Origin of the sequence: Hyphomicrobium sp. GJ21 (genome assembly GCF_001006785.1) — a bacterium.
Lineage (GTDB): Bacteria > Pseudomonadota > Alphaproteobacteria > Rhizobiales > Hyphomicrobiaceae > Hyphomicrobium_B.
This window is the reverse complement of the sequence record NZ_CDHO01000003.1, coordinates 1,199,358-1,217,700: the sequence shown is the minus strand read 5'-3', so window position 1 is coordinate 1,217,700 and position 18,343 is coordinate 1,199,358. Positions and strand designations below refer to the sequence as shown.

Sequence of the window (18,343 nt, the reverse complement as noted above, 5' to 3'; positions counted from 1 at the left end):
TCAGATTTGAACATCAGCCGTCAAGGCAACGCGAATACGGTGAGCGAGCCGCCTGCGCTTGTGTATGCGGAGAGACTAGCAAATCCGCCGACCGCTCCCGAGCCGTCTTCCGGATTGGTCAGATCGGCAGCGAGGCCGATGCCCGCCCAGCCGCCGACGCCGGAATAAACCGCGACGTACTGTTTGCCGCCGTGCATGTACGTCATCGCGTTGCCGACGATGCCGGACGGCGTCTTGAACTTGAACAGCTCCCGGCCGTCCTTCTGGTCGACGGCTTTGAAATAGCCTTCGAGCGTTCCATAAAACGCGACGCCGCCCGCTGTCGTCAGGGCTCCGGACCAGACCGAAAAGCGCTCAGGTTTCGACCAGACGATTTTGCCTTTCGCGCCATCCCACGCGATGAAGTTACCGAGATCGGGCGTATCGGGCGCTGGATACATCGCGAGCGTCGCGCCGACGTAAGGCTGTCCGGCGGTATAGCGCACCTTGAACGGCTCGTAGTCCATGCAGAGGTGGTTGGTCGGCACGTAGAAAAGGCCCGTCAGCTTCGAATAGGACGCAGGCTGCTGATTTTTTGCGCCGAGCGACGACGGGCAGATGCCTTTGGTGACTTCATCGACGCCGGTTTTGAAAGGCTCATATTTTTCGAGGAGCTTCGGGCGGCCGTAGGTCGGGCTCGACTTGTCCATGTCGATTTCGGACGCCCAATTCACTGAAGCATCGAATTTGTCAGCGACGAGAAGCTCCCCCGTCACGCGATCCAAGGTGTAGGCGAAGCCGTTGCGGTCGAAATGCGTGACCGCCTTGCGCATGCGGCCGTTGATTTCGAGATCCGCCGGGATCGGCTCATTGATTCCGTCGTAGTCCCACTGGTCGAACGGCGTCATTTGATACGCCCACTTCGCAACGCCTGTGTCGAGGTCGCGTGCGAATATCGCCATCGCCCATTTCTGGTCGATCGGCTTGCGATCCGGCCCAGCGCGCTGCGCGGGGTTCCACGTCGATGGGTTTCCAGTGCCGTAGTAGATCAGATTGAACTCGGGATCGTAGGCCATGTAGCCCCACGTCGGACCGCCGCCGATTTCCCACTGATTGCCGTTCCAGGTGTCGAGCGAGGAATTTTCGCCGACCGGCTTGCCAAGCGACGTGGTCTTTTCCGGATCGACCAGAATGTCGGAATCGGGTCCCATCGAATAGGCACGCCAGATCCTGTTGCCCGAATACAGATCGTACGCCGTGAGATAGCCGCGCACACCGAACTCGCCGCCCGATACGCCGACGATGACTTTGTCCTTCGCGATCAGCGGAGCGCCAGTTCCCGTCGCGCCTTGCTTCGGATCGCCATCCATCACCTTCCACAGTTCGGTGCCTGTCTTGGCGTCAAGTGCGATCAGAGACGTGTCCGCCGTGTGCAGCAGGATTTTGCCTTCGGCATACTGGACGCCGCGATTGACCGTATCGCAGCACATCACGGCAATGACGGATGCGTCCTGCTTCGGCTCGTACTTCCAGATGATCTTCTGCTCGTCGTTGAGATCGAGCGCCATCACCGCGTTCGGAAAGGGCGTATGCACGTACATGATATTGCCGATCACGAGCGGGCCGCCCTCGTGACCGCGAAGCGCGCCGGTCGAAAAGGTCCAGGCGACCTTCAGTTCGCCGACGTTGGCGGTCGTGATCTGATCGAGCGCAGAATATCGCGTGCCGGCATAGTCTCCCGACTGGATCGCCCAATTTTCAGGATTGCGTGAAAGCTGGGTGACGTTCTGATTTGCATGTGCACAAGGAGAATATGCGAGCATCGCAACTGCGATCGCGCCCCATCTGCAATCGATCATGCCAGTCTCCGGTCGTGCGCGGCACATCCGCAGCCATTGTTCTCGTCGAAAGTACTGAGCGTTGGCTTGGTCGATCAAGAAGCCGGCGGTTGCCCCCATTGCCGCAAGCCGGGGCGAAACCACGCGCGCGAGCACACTGCCCGCAAAAGCGCCCTTCGACTGCCACCGAATTGAAAGATTTGAAACGTAGCCTCCGCGGACGAATCAACTTCCCCCGAGGTTTCAGATGACGGCCTATCCTTCCACCGCGACTTTGATGGTCGGAGAGCTCATCGAGATTAAATATCGCATCTCCCGTTTGGGACTTAGCGGGTCATCCTCTGATTTTACGGAGAGATGGATCTCGGCTCGCATCGTTCATAACGACAACGACGCGCCGCCCATGGCGCGGCTCGCGGACGGCCAGCTGACCGACATCCGCGCATATATGACCTGGCGGCGACTTCCCGGCTCGGAAGACGCCTTCGCAAGTCCGCTGCAAAGTTAACCGAATATCCGTCAAACCGGCTGCGGACCGGGTTTACGCCGGGGCTGTCATACAAACGAAAAAGGCGGGCGTCACAAGCAGAGGTGTTCGGACAGATTCGGAACAGCCTTTGCAGCAGCGCCCTCAATTCCACAGGCTCTCGTGCTCGGCGGCTGGCCGGGAGCGCGGCTCGTACAAGCCCACCCGCCTCTCCGTGCGCACTGCGTCCCGCCTGGGAGTCGAGCGATGCGCATCCTGATCGCCACCGATGCCTGGCGGCCGCAGATCAACGGCGTCGTTCGGACTTATGAAAATCTGCGGAATGCGCTGGAGGAGTCGGGCCACGAGGTCGTCGTGCTCTCGCCGTCCGACTTCATGACACTGCCTTGTCCCGGATATCGCGAGATACGGCTAGCGGTGCCGAACATGCGCCGGATCTCCGAGTACGTTCTCAGAAGCGGCGTCGAGCATGTGCATATCGCGACGGAAGGACCGATCGGCTGGGCGACGCGCGCAATCTGCCTGCGTTACGGAATTCGCTTCACGACATCGTTTCACACGCGCTTTCCCGAGTACATGGAAACCTACATCGGCTTGCCCGCATCCATCAGCTATCACGTGCAGCGGCGCTTTCATCGTCGCAGCATCGGTACGTTCGTCGCGACGCCGTCGCTCAAGACCGAACTGGAGCGGCGCGGATTCGAGCGGCTGATGCTCTGGGCGCGCGGCGTCGACACGACGTTGTTCCATCCACGATCGAACGTCGAAAGAAATACCGCGATGCCGACGTTTCTCTATGTCGGCCGGGTTTCTCCGGAAAAAAACATCGGTGCCTTCCTCGATCTCGACCTGCCTGGACGCAAGGTGGTCGTCGGCGACGGTCCCCTCCTGAACGCGCTGAAGGAGCAGCATCCGGAGGTCGAATTTAAAGGCGCGAAGACGGGCGACGCGCTCGCGGCTGAGTATAGGGCGGCGGATGTTTTTGTTTTCCCAAGCCGGACCGATACCTTCGGCTTGGTGATGCTGGAGGCCATGGCATCCGGCCTGCCGATTGCGGCTTTTCCGGTGATGGGTCCGATCGATATCGTAACGCCGGGCCTTACCGGCATATTGTCGGAAGACCTCCGCGAGGCGGCGTTGCAGGCGCTTGAACTCGATCCGCTCAAGGTCCGCGCCGAAGCGAAGAATTTCGACTGGTCGAGCGTCGGCGAAATCTTCATCGACAACGTCTACCGGGCACGCGGCGCCGCGAGGCCGGCCGGGCGGTCCGTTAAAGCCAAGGGTAAATCGCCTCAGATCAAAGGGAGCCCTAAGCCGATCGCTTAAGGCTTCGAGGCACGCTCTCGCACTTTCCATTCCGGGTGTGCTAAGCCGCATCCATGACGTTCAAAAAAGTTCGCACCGCTATTCTGATTTCGGGCCGCGGCTCGAACATGCAGTCGCTCGTTGAGGCTGCGCAGGCCGACGATTATCCCGCAGAAATCGTCCTGATCGCATCCAATCGGCCGGACGCTGCTGGCCTCGAATGGGCAAACGCGCGCGGGCTGCCGACACTCGCGATCGATCATAAGAAATATAAAACGCGGGACGCTTTCGAGGCGGCGCTTCAGGATGCACTCGCGGCGGCTGGGACCGAGCTCGTAGCGCTTGCGGGCTTCATGCGGCTGATGACGTCGGACTTCGTCGAACATTGGCGCGACAGGATGATCAACATCCATCCGTCACTGCTGCCGAGCTTCAAGGGGTTGCATACGCACGAGCGCGCGCTAGCTGCAGGCGTGAAGATCGCCGGCTGCACCGTTCACTTCGTGCGGACCGAAATGGATGAGGGTCCGATCATCGGCCAGGCCGCCGTCCCGGTGCTCAGCGGTGATGATCCGGCAACACTTGCGGCGCGCGTCCTTGCCGCAGAGCATCGTCTATACCCGGCATCGTTAAAGCTGGTGGCTTCGGGGCTCGCGCGGGTCGAAGGCGAAAAAGTCATTACACTTCATGAGAGTAACCCGGGTTTGCCGATTTATTCACCAAGTCTATGAAGTGGAAAACTACTTTCTAGTTACCTTGCGCTGGCGGTCGCATGGACAGCTCCCCCCCGAAGCGTGGTATTTTTAAGTTGCCCGATGAGGGATATCCGGGAAATTGAAGTGCCGACCCGAGTTTAGCTGGTTGTTCAAAAGCGCCTAGCGGCTGCGCTCCAAGGCACGGGTTCGCTGCTCCGAAATGGAGGCATGAAAATGGAAACGACACCCAGCCACACCATCGGGCTTGGCGAGGAGTCGAGCATCTGGTTCAAGCTCACGCCGTTGCTGCGGGGCGATCCGGAAAACCCGATGCGTATCCTCATGCACATGATGGATCGCTATGGACCGGTGCTGCCGGTCAACATGGCGAACCAGCGCGTCGTTCTCATTTCAGAGCCCGAATACTTCAAGCATGTGCTGGTCACGAAGGTCGACAACTACGTCAAATACTTCGACGGGTTGAAGCCGATCTTCGGCAAATCGATGATCACGAACGACGGCGTGCTCTGGCAGAAGATCCGTATGCCGCAGCAGCCGGCGTTCCATCCCGATATGTTCGCCGAGTACATCCCGTACTTCCTCAAGGCCATCGATACGAAGATGGCGCTGTGGGGCGATCTCGCGAAAAGCGGCGAGACGGTCGAAATGGTCGAGCAGACGTGGACGCTTGCTGCGGACATGATCTGCAAGGCGCTGTTCGATCGGAACATGCCATTCAATCCGCACGTCGTGTTCAAGTGCGTGAAGACGTACACCGACGTGATGAACCATCGCGACATTCGCTTGCGCAAGCAGGCGGGCGAAGTGTTCGAGATGACGGAAGAAAACGCAGCAAAGGCGATGGAAGTCTGGGCGAGCGTGCCGCCGGCCGTGATCGGCGCGGACCCGCGCGAGGAGCGCGAGCGCACGCTGCTGAAGATGATCCAGGACGCCGTTGACGATCCGTCGGTTCCGGAATTCGACGCCGCGCAGGCGGTCGACGAACTCAAGCAGTACCTCTGGGCCGGCACCGAGACGACGGCCCTGACGCTCGCCTGGGCACTCTACGAAACGTCGCGTCGTCCCGAAGCGGCCGAGCGCATCCGCCGCGAGGGCGAGGAAGTTTATGGCGACCGCGAGCCGACGGCCGCCGACTACTCGGGCCTCGTCTATACGCGCGCCGTCATTCAGGAAACGATGCGTATCTATCCGCCCATCTGGGGCCTGATCCGCGTTGCGGTCGGCGAAGATGAGATCGGCGGCGTCAAGATCAATCCCGGCGATCGCGTCACGCTCTTTGCTTACGCCGCCCACCACAATCCGAAGTTCTGGCCGGATCCCGAGTCGTTCCAGCCCGAGCGTTGGATGGCGGGCAACGCGAAGAAGCAGGTCAAGTACAGCTACATTCCGTTCGGCGGCGGCAAGCGTTCGTGCATCGGCGGCGCGATGAGCCAGGTCGAAAATACGCTGGCGCTGTCGCTGCTGCTTCGCCGGTTCCGGCCGGAATACGTCGGCACCGATCCAGCGCGCCTCAACGCGACCGTGACGCTGACGCCGAAGGGCGGCCTGCCCTTCAAGATCAGAGAGCTGGGCTGATCTGCAAGCTGGAGGCGCGTGTCGCCTCCACTATTTTTGTCTAACGTCCCAACCCGACGAAACGCATCACCTAAACGTGATGGCGCCAAGCCTGCGCGTTTGCAGGCGTTGAGCTGGTTTTCCACAGCTTCATACGGCACTGCATCATCACACCTGCCTCCTGGAAATTCTCAGAGAATTGCAAACCGCCGCTGCCGCAGCCTCGCATCTGCGAGAGTTGCAGGTGTACGCATGAGGTTAATGCTGTCATAGTCTGGGCACGTTATAGATTTATCAAGGAATTCTGAGCGTCAGTTAACTTGTAAATACTTGGTTCCAACTCCAGGAGACCCCCCGGCCATGGAGTCCGTGAAAACCACAGTCCTCGGTAAGCCCGTATTTTTGCTCACGGGAGCGAGATCGCGCAAAACGACATTCCAAGGCAAGCACTCGCATACGCTTGTCGTCGAAGCGCCAGAAAAACTCATCGAAACTGCACGCCGCAATCCCGATGCAGTCGCCTTCGGGTTCGTCGCTGGCAGTTGGGTCGCGGCCGCCTAAGCGCCGGTTACCGTCCGGATCGTTGAGGTGCGTGACCTCCACACCCGTACAGAACCGGGCGAAGCGCCCCGAGGGCCGACCGACGTATAGAGTTCCGGCGGCCCTTGCGGCGATCTAATTCAGAAGCACAATCTGTGAATATTCAGGTTGCCGTTCGACATAGCGAGCGGCCCGATCAGATCCTTTTGACGGCCGAACCAAACGGCAGATCGGTCACGCCAGGATCGATGCCAAATCCGGTCAGCAGCGCATTCACCTGACCGCGATGGTGTGTCTGATGATTGAAGAGATGGGCGACGAGCAGTGCTTTTGAAGCCGATAATTCGCGGCCCGCGACTGCCGAAAACCAGCTGACGTCGCCCGCGAGGGCTGCGTCGTCGATGCCATCAGCCCAGCGTTGGATCTGGTCGTCGAAGCGCAGACGCGCCCTTGCGAGTTCGTCCCAGCCATCGATTGCGATCAGCCCGTCCGGAATTGTCCGCGCGGCAGGCGGGGAAGCCGCGCCGAAGCGCGACAGCCATATCTGATCGGCCCACAAGAGATGGTTCAGCGTGGCGTGGATCGAACCGAAGAATGCGCCGCGATTTTCGCGGCGTTGGGCATCGGTCAATTTTTCCGCCGCATCGTAGACGTTCCGATTTTGCCACGCGTTGTAGCGAGCCATCGTTTGAACGTAGGCGGCTGAGATCATTGCCTGCACCTCGCATCGGAGGCCGGGCGGCACTGCTCATAGCGCCACCCGGAGAATTGTATCGACGCGCTTAGCCGACGATTTCGTCGAGGCGGAAGTTCAGCGCGATTTCGCGATCGGCGGCAGCAGGGCTGTCCGAACCGTGCGTCGAGTTCGAACCCTTCGATTCCGCGAAGAGCTTGCGAACCGTTCCTTCGGCGGCTTCCTTGGGGTCGGTCGCGCCCATGACTTCGCGATACTTGGCGATCGCATTCTCGCCTTCCAGCACCTGCAGAACGATCGGGCCGGACGTCATGAAATCCACGAGTTCGCCGTAGAACGGACGCGCCTTGTGTTCCTCGTAGAATTTCTCGGCCTGCGCCCGGGTCCAGCGCACGCGCTTCTGAGCGACGATGCGGAGGCCGGCCCCTTCGATCACGGCGTTGATCTTGCCGGTCAGATTGCGGCGCGTTGCGTCCGGCTTAATAATTGAAAACGTACGTTCAACGGCCATAAGTCTGCCTCGCTTTGCGGTTTCCTGAGAGTTGGCGGGCTTATAACCGCGAGGGTTCACACCGGCAAGCGCGCGGAGGCGGTCGAGTTGAAGCAGTCGGTTGCACGTCGCACGAAATTTGACCGGTTCACCGCATAATCGCCTGATTGACGCGCGCAACTGGCTGTGAACAGTGTGGCCGGGGGGAACACTCGGTCTCTTGAAACGGGTTGAGAGACCCGCGTGTGCGAAGAAGCGAGAATGACCGGACAAGCCGACGACATTCAGTGGTATATTGCACGGGATGGCAAACAGCACGGTCCCTTGACCGATGTTGAGCTGCGAACCTTCATCGCGCATAGCTACCTTCGCCAAACGGATCTGATCTGGCGCCCTGGCATGTCTGAATGGCAAGCCGCACCCGCTGTTTTCCCGGCGGCGTTTCACGGCGGCAGCGAACAGCCTCAGGCTATCCCGCAAGCGCATCGCGCGGCGCCCGCTCCGACGTATACGGCGCAATCCAATTCGTCGGCGCAGTATGCTCCTCATTCCGGTTTCGACGGCGCAGACGCGCGCCCGCAACGCGGCAATCTCGTCAAGCGTCTTGCCATCGCAAGTGTTGCGCTGACGGTAATCGGCGGCGGCGCGTTTGCGCTTGCGACCTATCATGGCCCGCTGATGGAGATTGTCTCGGGCGCATCCGATCCTGCAAGCGGCGACCAGGCGCCTGTCGTCGCGGCGCCGGACGAGGCGAAGCTTGCCGACGCGCAGCCGAAAGCCGATGCGGCGAATTCCGAGCCGACGCCGCCAGCCCCCAACGATGTCATTCCGGCCGCAACGCCGGAACCTCAGCAGCAGACTGCCGAGAGCCCGGCGCAACCGCAACAGACCCCGTCCTCAAGTGATCCACAAACGACGACGGCTTCCGTCTCGAAGCTCGGCGGAACGAGCGTTGCGCCACAGGGTCGATCGGACATGCAGGTTGCCGCCGTTGAACCCGAGGCGCCGGAGCCTGCGCCTCCGGCCGCCATCGATGGATCGTCGCTCGACGGGCGCCTGCAGAAAGTGCCGGTTTGGGAGCTGATCAAGTCCGAATATCCGGATTGGTACACGTCGCAGATTTCCACGGCGAACAAGATGGTCGCCGATAAGAAGTCCGACAACGAAGTCGCGATGTCGCTCGCGCAGGGCCTTGTCAATCTCCGCCGTCAGAACGCCGACAAGGCGCTCGCGGCCAGCTCTGAAAAGCTGCAGGCCATCGCGGTCGCATTTCTCGCACATCTGAAGTCGCTCCGCTCGCAAAGCGTGAGCGCCTGTTTCGGCTTCATTTCCAAAGGCGAGACGAGCCCTGCCGTCGTGCAAATGATGGAGCATCCGGAAACGGCGACGGCGCTCAATGCCCAGGCTGACGCGATCTTCCAGGCGATTTCCGAAGGCCGCAAGAATCCGGTGAAGCACGACTCGGCCGTCAAGAGCGACTATGACGTGCTGATCAAGGAACTTGCCAAGCTCGGCTGGAAGGAAGACGACCTTCAGGTCTTTTCCAATCCGAAGCTGCTCGCCAAGCGCGAGCCGGAGCAGGTCTGCAAGATGGTGCAGGAGTGGTTCGTCGCTCACCTCGCGGTACAGGACAAAGCAACCCGCGATCGCCTGTTGTATGAGACGCTCAAGCCCGTCGTGTCGGGCTGACGCGTTGTGGCATACGCGGCCATCAAAGTTCTGCTGACCGCCCTGCTCGTCGTTGCAATTTCGGAAGTGGCGAAACGCTCCAGCGTTCTCGGGGGGCTCGTCGCATCGCTGCCGTTGACGTCGCTTCTGGCGATCATCTGGCTTTACGGCGAGACCGGCGACGCGTCGAAGGTCGCCCAGCTCTCGACGAGCGTCTTCTGGTACGTCCTGCCGTCTCTGGTTCTGTTCATCGTCTTGCCGCTGCTGCTGACGCGCGGGTTCGGATTCTGGCCGAGCCTTCTGATCGCGTCGGCTGCGACTTTTGCGGCGTACCTGCTGATGACGGCCGTGCTTGCGCGCTTCGGCATCACCCTGTGAGGCGTGACAGGCGCGGGCGGACAGGCTATCGGCTCGTCCCATGCTTCATATCAACGATCTGACCTATCGGATCGAGGGACGGCCGATCCTCGAGCAGGCGACTGTCGCGATTCCCTCCGGCCACAAAGTCGGCCTCGTCGGGCGCAACGGCGCCGGCAAGACGACCCTGCTGCGTCTTCTCAAGGGTGAGATCGCGCCGGACGATGGGTCGATCTCGATTCCGCGCAACGCGCGCCTCGGCCACGTCGCGCAGGAAGCGCCGGGCGGCGACGACAGCCTGCTCAACTGGGTGCTTTCGTCCGACACCGAGCGCGCCAGCCTGCTCGCGGAAGCCGAACATGCGACCGATCCGCAGCGGATTGCGGAAATCCAGATTCGTCTGACCGACATCGACGCGCATTCCGCGCCCTCGCGCGCGGCGCGCATTCTGTCGGGGCTGGGTTTCGACGAGGAGGCACAGCGACGGGCGTGCCGCGAGTTCTCTGGCGGCTGGCGCATGCGCGTCGCACTCGGCGCCATTTTGTTTCTCAAGCCCGACATTCTGCTGCTCGACGAGCCGACGAACTATCTCGATCTCGAAGGTACGCTCTGGCTCGAAAACCATCTCAAGGCCTATCCGCATACCGTGCTCATCGTCAGCCACGATCGCGATCTGTTGAACCGCGCCGTCGGCTCGATCCTGCATCTCGATCGCGGCAAGCTCACGCTGTACGCAGGCGGCTACGACGACTTCGAGGAAACGCGGCGGGAAAAGCAGCGCCTCGAAATGAAGCTGATGAAGAAGCAGGACGAGCAGCGCCGGCATCTGCAGGCTTTCATCGATCGCTTCAAGGCGAAGGCGAGCAAGGCGGCGCAGGCGCAAAGCCGCGTCAAAGCTCTCGCGAAGATGCAGCCGATCGCGGCGCAGGTCGATGATCGCGTTGTGCCGTTTCGGTTTCCCGATCCGCAGAAGGTGATCGCGAGCCCGCTGCTCAGGATCGAAAAGGCGAGCGCCGGATATGATACAGCGACGCCTATTCTAACCGGCCTCGATCTGCGCATCGACAACGACGATCGCATCGCTCTGCTCGGCCAGAACGGCAACGGCAAGTCAACGTTGGCGAAACTGATCGCAGGTCGGCTGACGCCGCTGTCCGGCAACGTGTTCGGTGCGCAAAAGGTCGAGGTTGGATATTTCGCGCAGCATCAGCTCGACGACTTGCTGCCGACGGCGACGCCCTACGATTACATGCTGAAACTGATGCCTGAGGCAACGGAGGCGCAGCGGCGTACGAAGCTCGGCACGTTCGGTTTCAGTGCCGACAAAGCCGATACACAATGCGGAAAGCTTTCCGGCGGCGAGAAGGCGCGGCTGCTATTGGCGCTGACGGCGTTTCACGGTCCGCACGTCCTCATCCTCGACGAGCCGACGAACCATCTCGACATCGATAGCCGTGAAGCGCTCGTGCATGCGCTGATGGAATACAACGGCACCGTCATCCTCATCAGTCACGACCGGCATCTGATCGAAGCGACGGCGGATCGTCTCTGGCTGGTGCGCAACGGCACGGTGAAATCCTACGACGGCGACATGGAAAGCTATCGCGCGCTGCTTCTCGAAGAGCGCGGGGCGCGGACGGCGGAGCGGCGCGACGATCGCACCGACGGCGAGGCGAAAGCATCGCGTACAGATCAGCGTCGTGCTGCCGCCGAGAAACGGGCCGAGCTTGCGCCCTTGAAGAAAACGATGGTTGCAGCCGAAAAGCTCGTCGACAAGCTGACGAAAGAGATCGCGGCGCTCGATGCGCTGCTTGCCGATCCGGCGCTCTATACAAAGGACCCGGGACGCGCCCAGAGCACGGCGCAAGAACGCGGCCAACTCAGCAAACAGCTTGGTGAGGCGGAAGAGTCCTGGCTGCTGGCGACCGAAGCCTACGAGGACGCCGCGGCCGTCGCGGACGCATAAGCCGCTCAATCCGTTATCGAATCCGGCTTTGGTGGCGGCGCGCACGCGGAGCGTTGCGATTTGCCGCGATTTCCACATCTGGAAAAGAAGCGGTCCGGAACCGATTTTCGGAATGCGGCGTTCATGAGGCGCAGGGCCAGTGCCCCCCGCGTACCTGCGCAACGGGTCTCAACGATGAAACAAGAATTCGTCTATCACAAACTCGCTCCTCGCAATGCCGTGGTACGGCCGGCACGCGTACAGACTGCCGACGCTACGGTCGCAGTGAAGGAATATCTCGCGTATGTCGCGATGCTTTCGATTGCGGTCGTGATTGCGATCATTACCTTCACGTATGCGGCGAACATCACCGTCAAATGGCTTGACGCGGCAGTGAAGCCGAGCTTCCTCGCGGAAACTCGCACCGTACCGGCGCCATCGACACAGCTCGCGATGCTTCCGGTCGTCAAGCCGTTCAAGTCCGCGAACAAGCAAAGCGGACGCTGAGTTCGTCAGCTGCCGATAGATTGATGTGAGGGGTTCGCCGCTGTATCGGTTTCCGAATTCGTCTGTCGTCGGAACCCTGCGCGCATGTCCGCCATTCACCGATCGGATTCGGCTAGGTGCGTTGCCGAAGTTTTCTTTGCATTTTTGAAACTCGGCCTGACGTCGTTCGGTGGGCCGATCGCGCATCTCGGCTATTTCAGGCAGGAGTTCGTCGAGCGGCGTAAATGGCTCGATGAAGCGGCCTATGCCGACGTCGTCGCATTATGCCAGTTTCTTCCTGGGCCCGCCTCGAGCCAAGTCGGTATCGCGATCGGGCTGTCGCGCGCCGGATTCGCGGGCGCTCTCGCGGCATGGACCGCTTTCACGCTGCCGTCGGCGTTGGCGCTCGTTCTGTTCGCGTACGGCATTTCCGCGAGCGGCGTTCCGCTCGATAGCGGCTGGCTGCACGGATTGAAGGTGGCCGCCGTTGCGGTCGTCGCGCTCGCCATTCTCGGCATGGCGCGAACGCTGACGCCGGACCGCCAGCGCGTGGCGCTCGCCATTGTCGCAACGCTCATCGCGTTCGCGGTGCCTTCATCGCTCGGACAGATTGCGGCGATCATTTTCGGTGGCGTTGCAGGAGCGCTGTTGCTTCGCGGCGGCGGTTCGCCCGCAGGCGAGGCGCACTTGCCCCTGACCGTTAATCGTACAGCAGGCACGGTCTGTCTCGCGCTGTTCGCTGGCTTGCTTGTCGGGCTGCCGTTGCTGGCCGCCGCGAGCCACAGCCAAGACCTTGCTCTGTTCGACAAGTTCTTTCGTACGGGGGCGCTGGTATTCGGTGGCGGTCACGTGGTTCTGCCGCTGCTGCAATCCGAAGTCGTGTCGCCAGGGTGGGTGAGCAACGACGCATTTCTCGCGGGTTATGGAGCGGCGCAGGCCGTCCCCGGTCCACTATTTACGTTCGCCGCGTATCTCGGCGCGGTGATCGGCGGAGCGGGCACGGCCGTGCTGTGTCTGGCGGCGATCTTTCTGCCGTCGTTCCTGCTGGTCATCGGGGTTTTGCCGTTCTGGCAGGAACTCAGACGTCTCCCGATTGCGCAGTCAATGTTACGCGGCGTGAACGCCTCCGTCGTCGGCCTTTTGCTGGCGGCCTTTTACGATCCCGTGTGGACATCAGGGATTTTGAGCAAGAGCGATTTTGCGCTCGCCGCGGCGGATTTCGCGCTGCTCTATCTTTGGAAAGCGCCGCCGTGGCTGGTCGTCGTGCTGAGCGCGGTTGCCGGGCAAGCGCTCGCGACGCTTGCCTAGCGAAGGGAACTCAGCCGCTAATTTTCGAGAAGTCGGCGACCGTTTGCGTGGCTGCGCGGATTTCCGACAGCAATCGCAGACGGTTCTCGCGAATTTTCGGATCGTCGGCGTTGACGAGAATTTTCTCGAAGAACGCATCGACCGGCGCTCGGAGTTCCGACAGCGCGCGCATGGCGCCGGCGAAATTCTCGACGTTGATGGCGGCGACGGTGTCCTGCTTCGTCGCCTCGATGGCAGCGGCGAGAGCCGTTTCTTCCTTCTCGGTGATCAGCTTCAGATCGTAGGGGCCAGCGTAGGATTTTTTATCCTTCTTTTCCTCGATGGCGAGGATGTTCGCCGCGCGCTTGACGCCTGCGAGCAGGTTCGCGCCGTCGTCGGTTTTCAGGAACGTGTCGAGCGCTTCGACGCGGCGGACGATGAGCGCGAGGTCGTCCTGGCCGCCGAGCGCGAACACGGCGTCGATCAGGTCATGGCGTTTGCCCTGATCGCGCAGGAAGACTTTCAGGCGGTCGGCGAAGAAGGAGAGGAGGTCATCTGCAGTTCCGACTACTTGCCTATAAACTCCGGGAATTTCCTCCGGCGCAAATGGCTTCAAATGACTATCCGCAATGATGTCCTGAATTTTGCGAGTTTCTTCAGCGCTAACACCCGCTACACGTAGATCATGTGTTATAGATCGTTTTTTTCGGAGTTCGACAGTTTCGACGTAGCCATATAGCCATGCAGCATGCTTGGCTAATATTCCACGAAGGGGAATTCGCAGATCATTCTCCAGCACGATGCGGATAACGCCCAAGGCGGCGCGGCGGAGCTGATAGGGGTCGCCTGAGCCGGTGGGCTTTTCGCCGATGGCCCAGAAGCCGACGAGGGTATCGAGCTTGTCGGCAAGCGCGACGGCGACCGCGACGGCGTCACCCTGATCCTCACGCGGAACCGTATCGGTCGGGCCTTTCGGTTTGTAGTGCAGTTCCAGTGCGCGGGCGATCTCGGGCTTGGTGCCGACGTGTTCGGCGTAGTAGCGGCCCATCAGGCCCTGCAGCTCCGGGAACTCGCCAACCATTCCGGAGACGAGATCGGCTTTCGCCAGGCCCGCGGCGCGGCGCGCGTCTTCAGGAATGGCGTCGCAAGCGCCCGCCAGCTCGAATGCGAGCGCCTCGATGCGGTCAACGCGATCCTTCTGACTGCCGAGCTTTTCGTGGAACGTGATGCCCGAAAGCTTGCCCGCCATCTCGCCGAGCGGATGCTTCAGATCCTGCTCCCAGAAGAACTTGGCGTCGGAGAGCCGCGCGCGAATGACCTTTTCGTTGCCAGACACGATTTCTGCGCCACCGTCTTTCGCGACGAGATTGGAAACGAGCAGAAACTTGTTCGCGAGTTTCTTGGAGCGCGTCTCACGCAGCGAGAAGCATTTCTGATGCGTCTTCATCGAGGTCGTCAGGACTTCGGCGGGCACTTCGAGGAAGGCCTTATCGAACGTGCCCATCAGGACGACGGGCCATTCCGTCAGACCAGCGTTCTCAGCGAGCAGCGCGTCGTCCTCGATCAACTCGAGCTTGGCGTCCTTGGCGAGCGCGTGCGCCTGCTCGGAAATGGCGGCGGCGCGCTTCGCGGGATCGAGCATCACATGATGCGCAGCGAGCTTCGCTTCATAGTCCGCGAAATTCTTGACCTTGAACGGGCCGGGTCCGAGGAACCGATGACCGCGCGTCTCGTTACCCGCTTCAATCCCGTTGAGTTCGAACGGCACGACCTTGCCGTCGAGCAGGCACAGCACCGACTGCAACGGGCGCACCCACTGGAACGATGACGATCCCCAGCGCATGGATTTCGGCCAAGGGAATTTGGCAGCAACTTCGACGATGGTTTCAGCGATGATCTCGGCGGCTGCGCGGCCGGGCTTCTCGATCTTCGCGACGTAGAAGTCGCCTTTCTTCTCGTCCTTGACGACGGTTGCGTCCTCGATCGACGCGAGACCTGCCGACTTCAAAAATCCTTGCACCGCCTGTTCGGGCGCGCCGACGCGCGGACCTTTCTTTTCCTCGGAGATGGCGGGCGATTTCGCCGGAACGCCTTCGATCACGAGCGTCAGACGGCGCGGCGTCGCGAAGCTACGCGCTTCGCCAACATCGAGACCGCGCGCTTTCAGGCCATCAACGATCAGACGCTTCAGATCATCCGAGGCGCGCGCCTGCATACGCGCGGGGATTTCTTCCGACAGAAGCTCAAGCAGCAATTCGGACATTCAGATCAATCTCGTGAGATGCGGGCCGTGAATGCCTTCGCCCCGTGACCCAGCATCACGGGGCGAAAGCTTGTCGTTATGGCGTCGAAGGCTGAGGCTGCGCCGGAGCAGGCTCTGCCGGAGGCGTCGTCTCGGGCGCTGCCGGTGCGGGCGTCGCTTCCGGAGCCGGAGCGGCGGGTTCCTGGGCCGGAGCCGGGGTCGCCTCAGGTGCCGGCGTCGCGGGCTCGGCAGCCGGCGGCGATGCCGGAGCCATTGCCGGGCCATCTGCCGGCGTTTCGGCAGGCGCCATAGCCGGGCCTGCCGCCGGTTCCGTTTCGTGCGTCCTGTGCTTCAGGATGCCCTCAGGCAGCACGGTGCGAACGTTGTGCCCGAAATCGCGGATGGCGCCGGTCGTTTCGAGATAACCGAGACCTACCGCCAGAAGAGCCACAAAGAACGCGAAGATCCAGGGCAGCCGCCGCAGAATGAAAAAGCCGATGATGAGCAGCGGAACGGCCGCCGCGACAAGACCGAGCACTGTATTGTTGACTTCGATCACGCGTGTCCTCCTTCAGTTTTGAGCCACGCGGCGCAACAAGCTTTCGCCAAATCGCGAACGCGCAGAATGTAGCTTTGCCGCTCCGTGACCGAAATCACGCCGCGGGCATCGAGCAGGTTGAAGATGTGGCTCGCTTTGATGCACTGATCGTAGGCGGGAAGCGCGAGCAAGTGCTCCCCATCCGTCGCACCCTTCTCGAGCAGGGCCTTGCACTCAGCCTCTGCGTCCTTGAAGTGGCGAAATAGAATTTCAGTATCGGCGTGCTCGAAGTTGTAGCGAGAATATTCGCGCTCGGCCTGCAGGAAGACGTCGCCGTAGGTCAGGCGTCTGTCGTCGTCGCGGCCGTTGAAATTGAGATCGAAAACGCGGTCGACGCCCTGGACGTACATGGCGAGACGTTCGAGGCCATAGGTAATCTCGCTCGCAACGGGATTGCAGTCGAAGCCGCCGACCTGCTGGAAGTATGTGAACTGCGAAACTTCCATGCCGTTGCACCATACTTCCCAGCCGAGCCCCCAGGCGCCGAGCGTCGGGCTTTCCCAATCGTCCTCGACGAAGCGGATGTCGTTCAGCGCCGTGTCGATGCCGATCGCGTCGAGGCTCGCGAGATAGAGCTCCTGAATGTTCGCAGGCGATGGCTTCATGATGACCTGGAACTGATAGTAGTGCTGCAGGCGGTTCGGGTTCTCGCCGTAGCGGCCGTCCTTGGGGCGGCGCGAGGGCTGAACGTAGGCCGCGGCCCAGGGTTTCGGGCCGAGCGCGCGCAGCGTCGTTGCCGGGTGGAAGGTGCCGGCGCCGACTTCCATGTCGTAGGGCTGGAGTATGGCGCAGCCCTGGTTGCTCCAGAAGGTCTGCAGCGTCAGGATAAGATCTTGGAAGGCTTGCCTGGGGCGCAACGCGGAAGGTCGTGCGGCCTTCATCGAGACCGTCGTCGTTGACATCGTTGGGGTTCTTTCCGGCTTAAGTCGCGGCGCAATATACGCGCTAAAGGGTCCTTGTCACGCGTAGATACCCCGTTTTTGCTCGACTTTTGGCCGAATGCATGGACGGAGACGGCGTTGCTCCAATTTTCGCCGCCCGATTGAAAGAATTCAATGCTCGCGTTTCGGGATCGGGCGGTAAACACCCGCGTCTTCGTCCCATTCGAGCTTGCCGAGGTCGCGTGCCGACGAGGTCGCGCCACGCATCTCTTTCGCCCGGTTGCGGCCAGACGATTTCGAGCTTTCGAGAAGGCTCGAAACAATCCTGTAGCCGGCAAATCCTGCCGCTCCGACGAGGGCGAGCAACATGACTGGCGGCATCGACGCCCTCCAAAGCTAGATCAGAGACCGAAACGCGACCAGAGCGTTCGAGTTTCCACAGCCGACACCAGATCATCGGCAAAAGCAAGAGCCGGCGTTTGAATGCCGATCGCGCCGGGCGTCCGCCGCAGCCGTGCCAGGAGGCCCGGCTTTTCCGGCTCGATGACTTTAAGGCGAATTTTCTCGCCAAAAATGTCCTGCATTTTGGATCGAATGTCGGCAATGCCGTCGACGAGGCCGAACTCCACGGCGCGGGCTGCCGACCAGAAAGCACCAGAGAACAGTTCGGTGTCCGGTGCCCTCAGTTTTCCGAGGCGGCGCTCCTTGACGAGGCCGATGAAGATATCGTGCACGTCGCGCTGAATGGCCTTGAGGCGGGCAACGTCGTCGCCGTCTTCGGGGAGGAACGGGTCGAGCTGGTTCTTGTTGATGCCTGCCGTGTAAACCCGGCGTTCGACACCGATCTTCTCCAGGAGATCGACAAATCCGAAGCTGCGCGACACGACGCCGATCGAGCCGATGATCGACGACGGATCGGCGTAGATTTCATCGCCTGCGATGGCGAGGAAATAGCCGCCGGATGCCGCGACGTCCTCGCAAAAGACGTAGACGCGCTTTTTCTTCTCAACGGCGAGCTGGCGGATGCGCTTGAACAGAAGATTGGATTGAACCGGCGAACCGCCCGGCGAATTCACGATCACGGCCACGGCCGGCAGCTTAGAGACCAAAAACGCTTTCTCGATCGCGTTCGAATAGGCTCCGAGCGTCAAACCCGGCCGCAATGGCGTCGCCATGCCGATCGGCCCGTGAAAGCGCAGAACGGGCACGAAGGGTCGGCGCGAAAATGGCCACATAGAACAGGCTCCTGCACGAGTTCGGGTCTGACATAGAGCGC

The 18,343-nt window shown here is 61.2% G+C and carries 18 protein-coding genes; 10 read left to right on the top strand and 8 right to left on the bottom strand.

The annotated features are described in order from the left end of the window. Nucleotides 1–20: 20 nt before the first annotated feature. Nucleotides 21–1,838, bottom strand: coding sequence for a methanol/ethanol family PQQ-dependent dehydrogenase (locus tag HYPGJ_RS14100; RefSeq protein ID WP_046847706.1), 1,818 nt, complete (start codon nucleotides 1,836–1,838; stop codon nucleotides 21–23). A gap of 226 nt (nucleotides 1,839–2,064) precedes the next feature. Between HYPGJ_RS14100 and HYPGJ_RS14095 the strand changes: the two genes are divergently transcribed. The 5 genes from HYPGJ_RS14095 to HYPGJ_RS14075 all read left to right on the top strand — a co-directional run bounded on the left by HYPGJ_RS14095 (nucleotide 2,065) and on the right by HYPGJ_RS14075 (nucleotide 6,440). Further along, nucleotides 2,065–2,325 carry a hypothetical protein gene (locus HYPGJ_RS14095; protein ID WP_046847705.1) on the top strand — a complete coding sequence of 87 codons (261 nt, stop codon included), beginning with the start codon at nucleotides 2,065–2,067 and terminating at the stop codon, nucleotides 2,323–2,325. A gap of 225 nt (nucleotides 2,326–2,550) precedes the next feature. Beyond that, a complete protein-coding gene (locus tag HYPGJ_RS14090) occupies nucleotides 2,551–3,630 on the top strand; it encodes a glycosyltransferase family 1 protein (RefSeq protein ID WP_046847704.1) in 1,080 nt (359 codons plus the stop codon). 53 nt (nucleotides 3,631–3,683) lie between these two features. Next, nucleotides 3,684–4,340, top strand: coding sequence for a phosphoribosylglycinamide formyltransferase (gene purN / locus HYPGJ_RS14085; RefSeq protein ID WP_046847703.1), 657 nt, complete (start codon nucleotides 3,684–3,686; stop codon nucleotides 4,338–4,340). Between the two features lie 198 nt (nucleotides 4,341–4,538). Continuing rightward, nucleotides 4,539–5,900, top strand: coding sequence for a cytochrome P450 (locus tag HYPGJ_RS14080; RefSeq protein WP_046848425.1), 1,362 nt, complete (start codon nucleotides 4,539–4,541; stop codon nucleotides 5,898–5,900). A gap of 339 nt (nucleotides 5,901–6,239) precedes the next feature. Next, a complete protein-coding gene (locus tag HYPGJ_RS14075; protein WP_046847702.1) occupies nucleotides 6,240–6,440 on the top strand; it encodes a hypothetical protein in 201 nt (66 codons plus the stop codon). A gap of 175 nt (nucleotides 6,441–6,615) precedes the next feature. Here HYPGJ_RS14075 and HYPGJ_RS14070 read toward each other — a convergent pair whose 3' ends face one another. Next, nucleotides 6,616–7,131, bottom strand: coding sequence for a DinB family protein (locus tag HYPGJ_RS14070; RefSeq protein ID WP_046848424.1), 516 nt, complete (start codon nucleotides 7,129–7,131; stop codon nucleotides 6,616–6,618). Between the two features lie 70 nt (nucleotides 7,132–7,201). Then, nucleotides 7,202–7,624, bottom strand: a complete 423-nt coding sequence (ndk, locus tag HYPGJ_RS14065) for a nucleoside-diphosphate kinase (RefSeq protein WP_013216810.1) — start codon at nucleotides 7,622–7,624, stop codon at nucleotides 7,202–7,204. A gap of 240 nt (nucleotides 7,625–7,864) precedes the next feature. On the opposite strand from ndk, the gene HYPGJ_RS14060 reads away from it, so the two are divergent. From HYPGJ_RS14060 to chrA, 5 genes are all read left to right on the top strand, one after another. Next, nucleotides 7,865–9,292, top strand: coding sequence for a DUF4339 domain-containing protein (locus tag HYPGJ_RS14060; RefSeq protein WP_046847701.1), 1,428 nt, complete (start codon nucleotides 7,865–7,867; stop codon nucleotides 9,290–9,292). 6 nt (nucleotides 9,293–9,298) lie between these two features. Further along, entirely contained in the window at nucleotides 9,299–9,649 is a 351-nt protein-coding gene (locus HYPGJ_RS14055; protein WP_046847700.1) for a DUF3147 family protein, read from the top strand. A gap of 40 nt (nucleotides 9,650–9,689) precedes the next feature. Further along, nucleotides 9,690–11,594 carry a ribosomal protection-like ABC-F family protein gene (gene abc-f / locus HYPGJ_RS14050; protein ID WP_046847699.1) on the top strand — a complete coding sequence of 635 codons (1,905 nt, stop codon included), beginning with the start codon at nucleotides 9,690–9,692 and terminating at the stop codon, nucleotides 11,592–11,594. 174 nt (nucleotides 11,595–11,768) lie between these two features. Further along, a complete protein-coding gene (locus tag HYPGJ_RS14045) occupies nucleotides 11,769–12,080 on the top strand; it encodes a hypothetical protein (RefSeq protein WP_046847698.1) in 312 nt (103 codons plus the stop codon). Between the two features lie 84 nt (nucleotides 12,081–12,164). Beyond that, nucleotides 12,165–13,367, top strand: coding sequence for a chromate efflux transporter (chrA, locus tag HYPGJ_RS14040; RefSeq protein ID WP_046847697.1), 1,203 nt, complete (start codon nucleotides 12,165–12,167; stop codon nucleotides 13,365–13,367). 10 nt (nucleotides 13,368–13,377) lie between these two features. Here the strand turns inward: chrA and glyS are convergent, their stop codons facing one another. The 5 genes from glyS to HYPGJ_RS14015 form a co-directional block, all read right to left on the bottom strand. Next, nucleotides 13,378–15,609, bottom strand: coding sequence for a glycine--tRNA ligase subunit beta (gene glyS, locus HYPGJ_RS14035; protein WP_046847696.1), 2,232 nt, complete (start codon nucleotides 15,607–15,609; stop codon nucleotides 13,378–13,380). Between the two features lie 76 nt (nucleotides 15,610–15,685). Further along, nucleotides 15,686–16,147, bottom strand: coding sequence for a hypothetical protein (locus tag HYPGJ_RS14030; RefSeq protein WP_046847695.1), 462 nt, complete (start codon nucleotides 16,145–16,147; stop codon nucleotides 15,686–15,688). Next, complete coding sequence (locus tag HYPGJ_RS14025; protein ID WP_083984133.1) at nucleotides 16,144–17,088, bottom strand: glycine--tRNA ligase subunit alpha; 945 nt, start codon at nucleotides 17,086–17,088, stop codon at nucleotides 16,144–16,146. Before HYPGJ_RS14025 ends, HYPGJ_RS14030 begins: the two co-directional genes overlap by 4 nt. Nucleotides 17,089–17,238: 150 nt before the next feature. Next, the gene (locus HYPGJ_RS14020) at nucleotides 17,239–17,448 is read right to left on the bottom strand and encodes a hypothetical protein (protein ID WP_013216819.1); all 210 of its coding nucleotides are present in this window, start codon (nucleotides 17,446–17,448) and stop codon (nucleotides 17,239–17,241) included. Between the two features lie 20 nt (nucleotides 17,449–17,468). Beyond that, complete coding sequence (locus HYPGJ_RS14015) at nucleotides 17,469–18,302, bottom strand: S49 family peptidase (RefSeq protein WP_046847694.1); 834 nt, start codon at nucleotides 18,300–18,302, stop codon at nucleotides 17,469–17,471. Between the last annotated feature and the right edge of the window lie 41 nt (nucleotides 18,303–18,343).

Bases quoted from the DNA above. Each gene is read 5' to 3' on its own strand.
- HYPGJ_RS14100 (WP_046847706.1), bottom strand. From the start codon at position 1,838: ATGATCGATTGCAGATGGGGCGCGATCGCAGTTGCGATGCTCGCATAT.
- chrA (WP_046847697.1), top strand. From the start codon at position 12,165: ATGTCCGCCATTCACCGATCGGATTCGGCTAGGTGCGTTGCCGAAGTT.
- HYPGJ_RS14075 (WP_046847702.1), top strand. From the start codon at position 6,240: ATGGAGTCCGTGAAAACCACAGTCCTCGGTAAGCCCGTATTTTTGCTC.
- purN (WP_046847703.1), top strand. From the start codon at position 3,684: ATGACGTTCAAAAAAGTTCGCACCGCTATTCTGATTTCGGGCCGCGGC.
- glyS (WP_046847696.1), bottom strand. From the start codon at position 15,609: ATGTCCGAATTGCTGCTTGAGCTTCTGTCGGAAGAAATCCCCGCGCGT.
- HYPGJ_RS14025 (WP_083984133.1), bottom strand. From the start codon at position 17,088: ATGTCAACGACGACGGTCTCGATGAAGGCCGCACGACCTTCCGCGTTG.
- HYPGJ_RS14060 (WP_046847701.1), top strand. From the start codon at position 7,865: ATGACCGGACAAGCCGACGACATTCAGTGGTATATTGCACGGGATGGC.
- HYPGJ_RS14045 (WP_046847698.1), top strand. From the start codon at position 11,769: ATGAAACAAGAATTCGTCTATCACAAACTCGCTCCTCGCAATGCCGTG.
- abc-f (WP_046847699.1), top strand. From the start codon at position 9,690: ATGCTTCATATCAACGATCTGACCTATCGGATCGAGGGACGGCCGATC.
- HYPGJ_RS14015 (WP_046847694.1), bottom strand. From the start codon at position 18,302: ATGTGGCCATTTTCGCGCCGACCCTTCGTGCCCGTTCTGCGCTTTCAC.
- ndk (WP_013216810.1), bottom strand. From the start codon at position 7,624: ATGGCCGTTGAACGTACGTTTTCAATTATTAAGCCGGACGCAACGCGC.
- HYPGJ_RS14080 (WP_046848425.1), top strand. From the start codon at position 4,539: ATGGAAACGACACCCAGCCACACCATCGGGCTTGGCGAGGAGTCGAGC.
- HYPGJ_RS14020 (WP_013216819.1), bottom strand. From the start codon at position 17,448: ATGCCGCCAGTCATGTTGCTCGCCCTCGTCGGAGCGGCAGGATTTGCC.
- HYPGJ_RS14090 (WP_046847704.1), top strand. From the start codon at position 2,551: ATGCGCATCCTGATCGCCACCGATGCCTGGCGGCCGCAGATCAACGGC.
- HYPGJ_RS14095 (WP_046847705.1), top strand. From the start codon at position 2,065: ATGACGGCCTATCCTTCCACCGCGACTTTGATGGTCGGAGAGCTCATC.
- HYPGJ_RS14070 (WP_046848424.1), bottom strand. From the start codon at position 7,131: ATGATCTCAGCCGCCTACGTTCAAACGATGGCTCGCTACAACGCGTGG.